General features: G+C 30.3%; 13 protein-coding genes. 8 read left to right on the forward strand and 5 right to left on the reverse strand.

Annotation, left to right across the window (positions count from 1 at the left end):
* The first annotated feature begins 204 nt into the window (after positions 1 to 204).
* The 3 genes from HXZ69_RS10885 (at position 205) to HXZ69_RS10895 (ending at position 3,462) form a co-directional block, all read left to right on the forward strand.
* Complete coding sequence (locus HXZ69_RS10885; protein ID WP_219034760.1) at positions 205 to 1,851, forward strand: Na/Pi cotransporter family protein; 1,647 nt, start codon at positions 205 to 207, stop codon at positions 1,849 to 1,851.
* 29 nt (positions 1,852 to 1,880) lie between these two features.
* On the forward strand, positions 1,881 to 2,270 hold the full coding sequence (locus HXZ69_RS10890) for a hypothetical protein (RefSeq protein WP_115001331.1): 390 nt from the start codon (positions 1,881 to 1,883) through the stop codon (positions 2,268 to 2,270).
* Between the two features lie 208 nt (positions 2,271 to 2,478).
* Positions 2,479 to 3,462, forward strand: coding sequence for a LuxE/PaaK family acyltransferase (locus HXZ69_RS10895; protein WP_286495957.1), 984 nt, complete (start codon positions 2,479 to 2,481; stop codon positions 3,460 to 3,462).
* 42 nt (positions 3,463 to 3,504) lie between these two features.
* Here the strand turns inward: HXZ69_RS10895 and HXZ69_RS10900 are convergent, their stop codons facing one another.
* The 3 genes from HXZ69_RS10900 to HXZ69_RS10910 all read right to left on the reverse strand — a co-directional run bounded on the left by HXZ69_RS10900 (position 3,505) and on the right by HXZ69_RS10910 (position 6,334).
* Positions 3,505 to 4,611, reverse strand: a complete 1,107-nt coding sequence (locus HXZ69_RS10900; RefSeq protein WP_219034758.1) for a DUF3858 domain-containing protein — start codon at positions 4,609 to 4,611, stop codon at positions 3,505 to 3,507.
* 6 nt (positions 4,612 to 4,617) lie between these two features.
* Positions 4,618 to 5,373, reverse strand: a complete 756-nt coding sequence (locus HXZ69_RS10905) for a DUF3857 domain-containing protein (protein ID WP_286495958.1) — start codon at positions 5,371 to 5,373, stop codon at positions 4,618 to 4,620.
* Between the two features lie 70 nt (positions 5,374 to 5,443).
* On the reverse strand, positions 5,444 to 6,334 hold the full coding sequence (locus tag HXZ69_RS10910; RefSeq protein WP_221856027.1) for a TIGR01777 family oxidoreductase: 891 nt from the start codon (positions 6,332 to 6,334) through the stop codon (positions 5,444 to 5,446).
* 45 nt (positions 6,335 to 6,379) lie between these two features.
* Between HXZ69_RS10910 and HXZ69_RS10915 the strand changes: the two genes are divergently transcribed.
* A complete protein-coding gene (locus HXZ69_RS10915; RefSeq protein ID WP_286495960.1) occupies positions 6,380 to 7,255 on the forward strand; it encodes an ion transporter in 876 nt (291 codons plus the stop codon).
* Here HXZ69_RS10915 and HXZ69_RS10920 read toward each other — a convergent pair.
* A complete protein-coding gene (locus HXZ69_RS10920; RefSeq protein ID WP_219034754.1) occupies positions 7,252 to 8,223 on the reverse strand; it encodes a YihY/virulence factor BrkB family protein in 972 nt (323 codons plus the stop codon). The genes HXZ69_RS10915 and HXZ69_RS10920 overlap by 4 nt on opposite strands.
* Positions 8,224 to 8,249: 26 nt before the next feature.
* On the opposite strand from HXZ69_RS10920, the gene rlmH reads away from it, so the two are divergent.
* The 4 genes from rlmH to HXZ69_RS10940 are packed head-to-tail and all read left to right on the forward strand — an operon-like array spanning position 8,250 to position 11,048.
* The gene (rlmH, locus tag HXZ69_RS10925) at positions 8,250 to 8,723 is read left to right on the forward strand and encodes a 23S rRNA (pseudouridine(1915)-N(3))-methyltransferase RlmH (RefSeq protein WP_115001348.1); all 474 of its coding nucleotides are present in this window, start codon (positions 8,250 to 8,252) and stop codon (positions 8,721 to 8,723) included.
* Complete coding sequence (locus tag HXZ69_RS10930) at positions 8,716 to 9,549, forward strand: CPBP family intramembrane glutamic endopeptidase (RefSeq protein ID WP_219034753.1); 834 nt, start codon at positions 8,716 to 8,718, stop codon at positions 9,547 to 9,549. The genes rlmH and HXZ69_RS10930 overlap by 8 nt, the downstream gene beginning before the upstream one ends.
* Positions 9,550 to 10,131 carry an RdgB/HAM1 family non-canonical purine NTP pyrophosphatase gene (gene rdgB, locus HXZ69_RS10935; protein ID WP_219034752.1) on the forward strand — a complete coding sequence of 194 codons (582 nt, stop codon included), beginning with the start codon at positions 9,550 to 9,552 and terminating at the stop codon, positions 10,129 to 10,131.
* A complete protein-coding gene (locus HXZ69_RS10940; RefSeq protein ID WP_219034751.1) occupies positions 10,128 to 11,048 on the forward strand; it encodes a ribonuclease Z in 921 nt (306 codons plus the stop codon). The genes rdgB and HXZ69_RS10940 overlap by 4 nt, the downstream gene beginning before the upstream one ends.
* A 67-nt stretch (positions 11,049 to 11,115) precedes the next feature.
* Here the strand turns inward: HXZ69_RS10940 and HXZ69_RS10945 are convergent, their stop codons facing one another.
* A complete protein-coding gene (locus HXZ69_RS10945; RefSeq protein WP_219034750.1) occupies positions 11,116 to 11,256 on the reverse strand; it encodes a hypothetical protein in 141 nt (46 codons plus the stop codon).
* Between the last annotated feature and the right edge of the window lie 94 nt (positions 11,257 to 11,350).

Genomic DNA, 11,350 nt, shown 5'->3' on the forward strand with positions numbered 1-11,350 from the left:
TCGTGGTGCAATATTAGGGCAGTTTTTCGAAACTCGCAAATGTTTTTTCAAAAAAAAGTAGAAGTTTTTTCTAAAAATTTACTTCAATTTTGAAAATCAGAATTTTAGAATTCAAAAAAAAATTAAACTTTTTTTCAATAAAAGTAAAAAAGATAATATTCTATTTACATTAGAGTCCCTATTTTTGTAGTCAATTAATCATTAATGCATCTTATCATACAAATTTTGCAACTTTTCGGAGCAATTGCTTTGTTCATTTTTGCGATAAAACTATTAAGCGAAAATTTACAAGCGTTATCTGGATCGAATTTTAAACGTACTCTAAACAAATTAACCAAAAACAATTTATCGACAATTGTTACAGGTACTTTTTTTACAACAGCCATACAATCTTCCTCGGCTGCAAGTGTGTTTATATTGGGATTTGTAAATGCTGGATTGATTAATTTGCGAAAAGCATTTGGCTTAATATTAGGCGCAAATATCGGAACTACGCTTACATTGTGGTTGGTCTATTTCGGAATGAAATTCGATTTGGTACAAATTGCATTGCCTCTTATACTGGTGGCTTTTCCATTTTATTTATCGAAAAAACGTAACCAAAGAAAAGTAGGTGGAATTTTATTTTCGCTTTCCTTACTTTTTCTTTCGCTTTATTTCCTGAAAACTTTTTTACCTTCTATCGAAAGTCATCAGAAGTTACAAGAATTCTTTCAGCAATTATCGCATTATGGTTTTTTGACTAATTTGTTATTTATTCTATTTGGAATATTACTAACGGTTTTAGTCCACTTTTCATCAGCATCAATTACGATTGCAATTTTATTAGCGAGCAAAGGTTTACCTATCGAATTAGCTGCAATGATTGTTTTGGGAGCAAATATAGGAACAACTTTTACAGCGCATTTAGTTGCCGCAATTGGAGATAAATACACGAAAGTTGTCGCAGCATTTCATACATTTTTCAATATTGTAATTGCGTTGATTTTTATGTTGATTGCAAATTTTGTTTTAAAATTTATTGGAACAACAATTTCATCAAATATCGCTGTTCAACTGATTACTTTTGATACTATTAGTAATTTCGTCGGGGTCATTTTGTTTACGCCTTTTATCAATAAAATAGCTTTCTATTGTCAGAAAAAATATTTCTCTGTAAAATCAGCAGACAATAAATTAGAATTTTATGCAATTCCATTCGGAACAAATTCTGACCTATATAAAAATGAAGCCAACAAAAAACTTCTGAAACTCGCTTCTACAACGAAACAAACGATTTATACGCTTGGGCGAATGATTACTGAAAGTGATGAAGAAAAGATTTTGGTTTTTCGTGAACGAATTTTGGAACTGGAAAAAGAAGGTGATCAATTGGAGAGAGAAGTCAATGAATTTTTGAATGAAATTGCTGATTTAGATTTACCAAACGAAAATACAATTGCGATTCATCAACTAATTACACTTTGTCATCATCTGGAAAGTGTGGGCGATATTGCGATTAAGATTTCTTCTATTCATCGTCGTCGTAGAATGACAAATAGTTATTTTACACCAAAAATGAGAACGTATTTGGTCGAATTTCAAAATAATTTGGATCAAACAACGCGTATTCTAAATCAAAATTTGAACGAAACACAAGAAGAAGTTTCTATCAAACAAGCGGAGTTTATCGAAAAAACGATTAATACAATTTACAAAGAAGCCGAAGCAAATTTAATGAAGACGATCGAAAAAGAGAAACTTTTGACTACAAGTGCGCTTTTCTACAAAGATCTAATTCAGAATTACGAAATTCTTGGCGATCATCTTTACAAAGCCAATGCAACAATTGTTAAGCTAAAAAATCAGTAGATTTTTGTAAGTTTAAAGAAATTTATTGCATGGCTACTACATTTACAATAAAGCTTGAAGAACAAATTATTGGAACTACAGAATTTGAATTTGCAGATGTTCCGATGGGAGTTGTTTATGGCAAAATAAATTTTATAGATATTGAATCTCCTTATTTATTATTCAAAAATTATTGTTTAGCAAATAACATCCATATAAATTATGATTCTGAAAAAGAAAGATTGATAGACACAGCGATTATTCCAAATCTTAGAATTTATTATAATGATTTTAAAGAAGAATTAAAAAGTTGGGGAAGTTCTATTTCTGGAATTGAAATTTCTGATGACGTATTTGAATTTGAAATTACTTTATATGGTTTAGAATCTGAAACGATGTCAACTTTATTCAAACATCATTTTGATGAATATTTTAAATAATAACTTGTCTTGAATTAAAATTCGTCAATTCGAGTGATTTTTAGAAATATATTTCTAAAAATTGTATCGAGAATTAAGATGAATTTTATCTTCTAAAACCTTATTCTCGACACAAAATTCTAAACGAATTTCACTCGAATTGACGGTTTTATTTATAAAATAATATAATTACTTCGCTCACTTCTACTCTATTTTGTAATTTTGCAAAATGTTTGATTCAAAGCAAATTTTTTCTATTCAATCCGAAGAAGATTTCCAAAACGTTGCATTGGAAGTTTTCCGTTATCAAGCGCAAGAAAATGAGGTGTACAAAAACTTCTTAAATTTCTTGAACGTTGATTATTCTACTGTAAAACACACCAACGAAATTCCTTTTTTACCGATTCAGTTTTTTAAGAAATTTAAATTGATTTCGGGAAATCGTGAAGTGGAAAAGGTTTTTACAAGTTCGGGAACAACTGGAATGGCGACAAGTAAACATTTGGTAACGGATTTGGCATTGTATCATTACAGTTTAGAAAAATGTTTCGAACAATTTTATGGTCCACTTCCCGATTATACTATTTTCGCGCTTTTGCCTTCGTATTTGGAGCGTACAGGTTCGTCTTTGATTGATATGGTGGAGTATTGGATTGAGAAATCTGGTAGCGATAAAAGTGGTTTCTATTTGTATAATCACGATGAATTGTACGAAAATCTTATTGCGCACGAAAAAACGGGCAAGAAAGCAATTTTGATTGGTGTTTCATTTGCTTTATTAGATTTTGTCGAAAATTATAAAATGAATTTGCAGCACACAATTGTGATGGAAACTGGCGGAATGAAAGGTCGCAAGAAAGAAATTACGCGCGAAGAATTGCATTCAATTTTGAAAAATGGTTTCGGAACAAATGAAATTCATTCGGAATATGGAATGACGGAATTGCTTTCGCAAGGTTATTCTCGAGGAGATTTGACGTTTAAATCGCCAAATTGGATGCGAATTTTGATCAGAGAAACCGAAGATCCTTTCCAATATGTTGAAGAGGGAAAAACAGGTGGCGTGAATGTGATTGATTTGGCAAATTACAATTCGATTAGTTTTATTGCAACTGATGATTTAGGTAAAAAAATAACTCACAATCAATTTGAAATCTTAGGACGTTTCGATCATTCGGATGTGCGAGGTTGTAATTTGATGGTGATTGAATAATAAATAAAATCCCGCACTGAAAAATTCAGTGCGGGATTTTATTTATTTCTTTTTCATTAAAACTTCTTTCAGAGATTCTGTTTTTATTTTCTCAAAAAATTGTTTCAATTCATTGTATTTATCCGCTTCATAAACACCTTCTGGCAATAAAAATTGAATTGCTAGTATCAATTGTCCATCTTTCACTTTTGCTTCCTGATAATACTCTAAACCAAGCTCAGTTTTGTGATGTGCTTTGTATTTTTCATCAATTATCACTTCGTAACCATCTGGAATTTTAGATTTCACCTGAATATTAAACAAATAAGGATAATTAAATTCTATTTTGCGCTGACGATTTTTATCTTCAAAAGTATATTGTTTTAGAAATTCGCGCAAAGGATTTATAAATGTATAAAATGGAGCATTCGGAATTACAGCTTTTGCTTTATAATTTTTAACGTAAGAATCAGTATCAAAAACCGTTTTATCATTAATTTCTTCGTCTAAACGCACATCTAAAGATTCAGTCAAATATCTATTCAAAACATTTTCTTCGTCTGCAGCATCATCATAAAAATAATCATTGAATTTGTCTTTACGATAAAGAATTAAATTTCCATTACTCATAAAATCATACTTTAATGATGATTCGTAATAAGACAATTTTTGATTCAACTTTACAAACGAAGCTTCACCTTTTTTGATGACAATTCCATGATAATTAAACACATCTAAAGGTCCAAATTCGATTTGTTCTTTATTTAATTTTGAAGCATCTAAGATAATATTTGAAGCACCATTATTTAATTTCACAACTGTTAAAACAGAATTGAATTGATTGACAATTGGATAAGAAAACAAAATTTGTCCATGATGACGACTACTAAACATAACCATCGAAGTTTCGAAACCTTTAGCTGTTAAAATTTCATTCAATAAAAGATTCATATCTGCCGTAGAACCAGACTTTTCTTTCAATAAAGTTTTGTTCGAACGCGTTGGAATAATTCCATAAAATCTATTCCATTTTACATTTGAATCAATATATTCAATCACATTTTTCAAAGTTTCTACCTCATCTTTTCCATTCGGAATATTTTGCGCAACATCTCTGATTGCAGAAGGATTTCGATACAAATCATATTGTGCATTTATATCTTGAATCAAATCTATCTACGCGCTCATCGTAGTTTTCTTTGCTCCATCTGTATGATAATTAGCTGCCTGAATTTTAATTCGTTCACTTTGATCTTCAGGATTATAAACGTATTTTAATTGATTATAACTTTGGATATTATGTAATAACCATTCCGTTGAACTAGATTTACCTTTATACTTTGTATTCAAACCATCACCAATTGTAATAATCGAATATGTACCATAAGCCTGATTATTTAATCGAAACTTGCTCGAAAGCGTTGGTATATCATGTTGAAAATTCCACGCATCAATAGAAAAATTGTGTTCGCTACTTTTGATATAAGTATATTCGATAATAGAACCAACTTTTACATTTGGAAAAGTAAAACGTTTTGCAGCATACAATTCATTTATAGAAACATCAAAAATCTCTTTTTCATCAATCGGAGTCATTTGCTCTACTCCATTTACAATATTAATTGTACCTCCCTTAATTCCGCTTATAGATTCATTTCTATTCTTGCTGTAATAATTCAGTTGTATATTTGCTTCATCAAGTCCTTTATCAGTCAGTATTTTGATTCTTCGTTTTACAGTCAAATAATAATTAGACGAAGTTAAATCCATTTTTCCTTCTTCCGAAAGAATAACAGCATCTGCATTTTTCTCGAAAGGAACTTGAGTTAAGTTAATTTCTTGCTCCGAAATTTTTCCGAATTTTAAATCTTTCGATTGCGCATTTGTATATAATGCAATAAATAAAAAGAGTAAAGTAATTTTTAATTTCATTTCAATTTGTAATTCCTGCAAAAGTACAATACACAACAATACATAAAGAATAATCTAAATAAAATTTTCGTTACTTTTCTATCAATTCTTCTAACGCTTTTTCTAAAGTAGGATATTGAAATTTGAAACCTGTTTCTTGAATTTTAGTTGCGTCAATTCTAGATCCATTTAGGACTAAACTACTCATCTCACCTAATGCTAATTTCATAACAAAAGCAGGAATATTAGGAATAAAAAAAGGTTTATTCATTTTTCTCGCTAGCGTATGATTGAATTCCGAATGATTTATATATTGCGGTGAAGATGCGTTATAACTTCCTTTTATTTTATCATTATCTACAGCTTCCGCATACATTTGTATCAAATCTGTAATATGTATCCAAGGCATCCATTGTTTTCCGTTACCTAGATTTGCTCCTACACCAAGTTGAATAGGTTTTTTTAATAATTTGAAACCTTCGCCGTTTTTAGACAAAACAAAAGAAGTTCTAAGACAAACCACTCTTGCACCTATTTTTTCGAACTGATAAGCAGCATTTTCCCATGCGACACAAACTTTACCTAAAAAATCAATATTCGGTTCATCAGATTCTTTGAAAATTTTGTTCGAAGTAATTTGTCCATAATAAGCAGTTCCAGACGCGGAGATAAAAAATTTCAAATCAATATTCAATTTTTTGACATACTCAAAAAGTAAATTCGCTGTATCAACTCTACTCGAAAAAATTTCTTTTTTGTAAGAATTTGTCCATCTTTTCGCAATTAAGCTTCCAGCCAAATGAATAATTCCATCCAAATTTTCAAAAACTTTTTCATCAATTGTATCTTTCTCCCAATGATAAAAAGGATGTTCAATCTCTTTTTCTCTTGTCAAAATACGAACTTGATGTCCATTTTTAATTAAAATCTTTGTTAATTCTGAACCAATTAATCCACTTCCACCAGTCAATAGAATATTCATACTAAAATTTTTTCCTAATTTAGCTCATTCCAAAAATATAAACTAATGTTTAAAGGTAGATTTCCTTATCTAAAAAGAATGGGAGCTGATGAAGAAAAGAAGCTAAAACAAAAAATATTCGATATAGTTTTTGAAGCTGATACACCTTATGGAAAACTTTTTGACATCTCTTTATTACTTTTAATTTTATTGAGTGTTGGCTTAGTTATGTTGGAGTCTATTCCGGCAATTAACGCAAGACACCATACAGTTTTAGTATCTTTAGAATGGATTTTAACCTTTTTGTTTACTATAGAATATTTATTAAGAATCTATTGCGTTAAAAATCGTTGGCGATATATTTTTAGTTTTTATGGAGTTATTGATTTATTGTCTATTTTACCATTTTATCTTGGTTTAGTTTTACCTACAAGTAAGTACCTAGCAAGTATTCGTATTTTAAGATTACTACGTATTTTCAGAATTTTTAACCTTACTCGATTTACTCGTGGGAAAAATGTGTTGGTGTTAGGACTGAAAGAAAGTAAAGATAAAATCATCGTTTTCTTATCATTTGTAGTATTAATTGTTGTTGTAATTGGCTCGATTATGTATATGGTTGAACACGATCATCCCGAATCTGGTTTCACAAGTATACCAATTAGTATTTATTGGGCAATTGTTACTTTAACAACAGTAGGTTATGGTGATATTTCACCTGTCACTGGTTTAGGACAATTCTTAGCTTCTGTTGTAATGATTATAGGTTATGGTGTAATTGCTGTTCCCACAAGTATTGTAACTATGGAAATGAATAAAGCGGCTAAACATAAGGAAGATATTCCTACAAACACGCAAAGATGTCGCAATTGTGGCGATGATTACCACCTAGATGGTGCTATTTATTGCAAAACCTGCGGGCATCTTTTAAATGAACCTTAAAATTTATCCAAATTAATGAATCGATTATTGTCAATATGATTAACGTATTCGTAATTTTTGGTGTAATTAATTGACATATTCAATTCATAACCAACTAACATCAAAATAACATTGATGTAAACAAAAATCATCATAATCATCACTAATCCAAGCGATCCATAAAACAAATCAATATTTGTAAAATAACTTAAATACGAATTAAAACCAATCACAGTTAACAAGAACAAAACAGAAGTTAACAATGCCCCTGGAATAACTGTACTACGCGATTTTTTGTGATTTGGTCCGAAATAATACAACATACACATCGAAACAAAATAAAAAATAAATACCGAAAAATAGTTGATTAAATACGAAAATTGTCCAAGTTTACTTAAAAATGAAACGTTGGTTAAGTATTTCCAAATAATTGATGTCGAATAAGATAAAAACACTTGTAACACAATAAAAACTGTAAAAAACAAGGTTAAAATTATCGAAATCATTCTCGATTTTGAGTTTTTTCGCTTTACATAAACATCTTGATACGAAACATTAAATCCATTTATAATCCCTTGTATTCCGTTGGATGACATAAAAATTGTAATCAAAATCAAGAAATAATTCACTTTACGTTTTCCTTGTACAGCCGTCGTTTTATCAATATACGAAATCACTTCATTGCTCACATGTTTAGGTAAAAGTTGAGGAAGAAGTTGTGTAAATAGCAAGTTTTTTATTTCTTGGTAATAAACCAAATGCGGTAAAATACTAAACAAAAAAAGCAAAAATGGAAACATACTAAAAAATAAAATCCACGAAACTGCCGCCGAACGCAACGGAAAATTACCTTTCATGACGCGAATCCAAAAAACTTTCAAGAAATCATATACCGTGATGCCCGTATTTTTGTTCATCAATTTTGTTTTCGACCAATCTCGAAAATAATTTATTCCTGTATATGTTTTAAAATCTTGTAGAATGCGCATATTTTTGTCTCAATAAATAATTTTGAATGAATATTACGACCATTTGTATCGGTAAAACAGACGAAAAAGCCATCGAAATGCTATTACAAAAGTATGAAAATCGATTGCCTTCGCACATTAATTATCAAAGAATTGAAATTCCTGACATCAAAAATCGTAAAAATTTGTCCGAAATTCAACAAAAACAAAAAGAAGCTGAGCAAATTTTGAATAAAATCATCAATACAGATTTTGTTATTATTTTGGATGAAAAAGGAAAACAACCTACTTCGAAGCAATTTGCAGATGATATTCAGAATTACATGAATCAATCTGTCAAAAATCTTGTCTTTGTGATTGGTGGTCCTTATGGTTTTGACGAATCTGTTTACAATCGTGGAAATAAAAAAATGTCTTTATCCAATATGACATTTACGCATCAAATGGTTCGTCTATTTTTGACTGAGCAAATTTACCGAGGATTTAGTATATTGCAGGGTAAACCTTATCATCATGAATAACACCTCTCCATTTGAAGAATTTGTTCCTAAGCAAGAAAATAAACTAAGTTTTGGTATTGGAAAAGCTCTTTTGTATAGCGCAATTGCAGTGATTATAATGCAGTTTGCTGGCGGACTTGTTTCTGCTCCAGCACTTTTTTACAAACCGCTTAATCACTTACTTTTACCGTTAGGATTTTTAACAGGAACGGTTTGCGCAATTGTTATTTTATTGATGTTGACACAAACTAAATTTGCATCAATTTTAAAAGATATCAAACATTCTTTTACTCCAATTCAGCTCATATTATCAATAGCTTGTTGGTTATTTCTTTTGCCTTTAGCCGAGGTTGCAACAAGTTTAATTCCAACAACTGGACCTTTAGAAGAAATCTATAAAATCTTTCAAGCTTCTTTTGAAATGATGTTAGATTACAAAATCGCTGGATTTATTATGATTTGTATTTTGGCTCCAATTTTCGAAGAAATTATTTTCAGAGGAATAATCTTGAAAGGAATGCTAAATTTCAATGTAAATCCTACAACTGCAATCTTAATCAATGGATTTATTTTTGGATGTGCACATATGAATCCTTGGCAATTTATAGGCGCTGGACTTTTAGGAATCATTTTTGGAATAGTTTATTATCGCACAAAATCGTTGTTTTTACCTATGTTATTACATTTCCTAAACAACACTCTTTCGTACTCGTTAATGCTAATGCAGGGCGATATGGAAGGCGAAGTTTTTGCGCAAAGAGATTATTTATTAATTGGAGGAATGACACTTATCGGAATTTTATCTGTCTATTTATTAATCAAAAAAACAGAACAAAAAACAATATAAATGGAATTAATTTTTGCCACACATAACAACAATAAAGTAAAAGAAGTTACAAAAATGTTACCTTCTTACCTATCGATGAAATCATTGACTGATATTAATTTCTTTGATGAAATTGAAGAAACTGGTACAACTTTCGAAGAAAATGCGCAATTAAAAGCGAAAACTATTTTCGATAAAACTGGGAAAAATATCTTTGCAGATGATTCTGGATTAGTGATAGAAGCGTTAAATGGAGCACCTGGTGTATATTCTGCTCGATATGCTGGCACAGGAAAAGACGAAGATAATATTGCAAAAGCGTTGAAAGAATTGGAAGGAAAAACAAATCGAAAAGCGTATTTTATTTCTATTTTCTGTTTAATTTTGGATGGAAAGGAATATTTTTTCGAAGGACGAGTGAATGGAACTATTGCAACTGAAATTATGGGTGACAATGGTTTTGGCTACGATCCGATTTTTATTCCTGATGGTTTTTCAAAATCTTTTGCACAAATGTCTCCTGAAGAAAAAAATGCAATTAGCCACCGAGGAAAAGCTGTCGAAAAATTAAACGATTTTTTAACTAATCTAAACGTAAATTGAGTTTACAACTAACAATATTAGGATTTAATTCAGCATTACCAACAGCTTTTACGCATCCGACCGCTCAATTATTAAACATCGCAGAACGCTATTTTTTGATTGATTGCGGAGAAGGAACACAAGTACAATTGCGAAAAGCGAAGGCAAAATTCAACCGAATAAATCACATTTTTATATCGCATTTGCACGGCGATCATGTTTTTGGATTGATTGGATTAATTTCTACACTTCAATTGCTTGGTCGCGATATGCCTTTGCATATCCATGGTCCGAAAGGAATTGAGGAATTTATTACAACACAATTACGTTTAACAGAATCTAATAACTCATTCGAGATTATTTTCAACGAATTGCATACAAAAGAATCTGTTTTAGTTTTTGAAGATGATAAAGTTGAAGTTTATTCTATTCCGCTAAATCACCGAGTTTATACAAATGGTTATCTTTTTCGAGAAAAGCCAAAACCTCGAAAATTGAATATGGATACGATCGAGGAATTTCCAGAAATTGAAATCTGCGATTATCAAAATTTGAAAAATGGAAAAGATTTTACGTTAGAATCTGGAAAAATAATTCCGAATGATTATTTAACATTTGATGCTCAAAAGTCCTTGAGTTACGCGTTTTGTTCGGACACAAAATATAAACCAGATATTGTTCCAATTATAAAAGATGTCGATTTGTTATATCACGAATCAACATTTTTACACGAATTGAAAGATTTAGCGGTTTACACAGGGCATACAACTGCAAAAGAAGCTGGAATGATTGCGAAACAAGCCAATGTAAAGAAATTAATTTTAGGTCATTTTTCTAATCGTTATCACGATTATAAACCTTTGTTAATCGAAGCCCAAGAAGAATTTACGAATACCGTTTTACCAGAATTGTTGAAAACAATAAAAATAGAAAGTTAGTAATCAAAATATAAAAAAATCCGTTCGATAGTCGAACGGATTTTAGTTTTACAAATGTTTCTCAATCCTATGGATTTTGAACTAAAACTCCTTTAGAAACAATAATTTGTTGTTCAGGAATATATTCAATTACTTCATTTGCTGTAGCAAGAATAGTGTATAATGGATTACTTCCTGATAAATGTGTACCAGGGTAGCGTCTATCCATTGTCAACCCATTTCTATATGTGGGTACGTCATATCCTCGTAGACTAAATTAGTAAAAAACTAATATAGCTTTATGATGATTAAAAAGACAAAAG

This window comes from Empedobacter sp. R132-2, assembly GCF_030324375.1.
Lineage (GTDB): Bacteria > Bacteroidota > Bacteroidia > Flavobacteriales > Weeksellaceae > Empedobacter > Empedobacter falsenii_B.

Coding starts and splice junctions, on each gene's coding strand:
- HXZ69_RS10885 (WP_219034760.1), top strand. CDS start 205: ATGCATCTTATCATACAAATTTTGCAACTTTTCGGAGCAATTGCTTTG.
- HXZ69_RS10890 (WP_115001331.1), top strand. CDS start 1,881: ATGGCTACTACATTTACAATAAAGCTTGAAGAACAAATTATTGGAACT.
- HXZ69_RS10895 (WP_286495957.1), top strand. CDS start 2,479: ATGTTTGATTCAAAGCAAATTTTTTCTATTCAATCCGAAGAAGATTTC.
- HXZ69_RS10905 (WP_286495958.1), bottom strand. CDS start 5,373: ATGAAATTAAAAATTACTTTACTCTTTTTATTTATTGCATTATATACA.
- HXZ69_RS10910 (WP_221856027.1), bottom strand. CDS start 6,334: ATGAATATTCTATTGACTGGTGGAAGTGGATTAATTGGTTCAGAATTA.
- HXZ69_RS10915 (WP_286495960.1), top strand. CDS start 6,380: ATGTTTAAAGGTAGATTTCCTTATCTAAAAAGAATGGGAGCTGATGAA.
- HXZ69_RS10920 (WP_219034754.1), bottom strand. CDS start 8,223: ATGCGCATTCTACAAGATTTTAAAACATATACAGGAATAAATTATTTT.
- rlmH (WP_115001348.1), top strand. CDS start 8,250: ATGAATATTACGACCATTTGTATCGGTAAAACAGACGAAAAAGCCATC.
- HXZ69_RS10930 (WP_219034753.1), top strand. CDS start 8,716: ATGAATAACACCTCTCCATTTGAAGAATTTGTTCCTAAGCAAGAAAAT.
- rdgB (WP_219034752.1), top strand. CDS start 9,550: ATGGAATTAATTTTTGCCACACATAACAACAATAAAGTAAAAGAAGTT.
- HXZ69_RS10945 (WP_219034750.1), bottom strand. CDS start 11,256: ATGGATAGACGCTACCCTGGTACACATTTATCAGGAAGTAATCCATTA.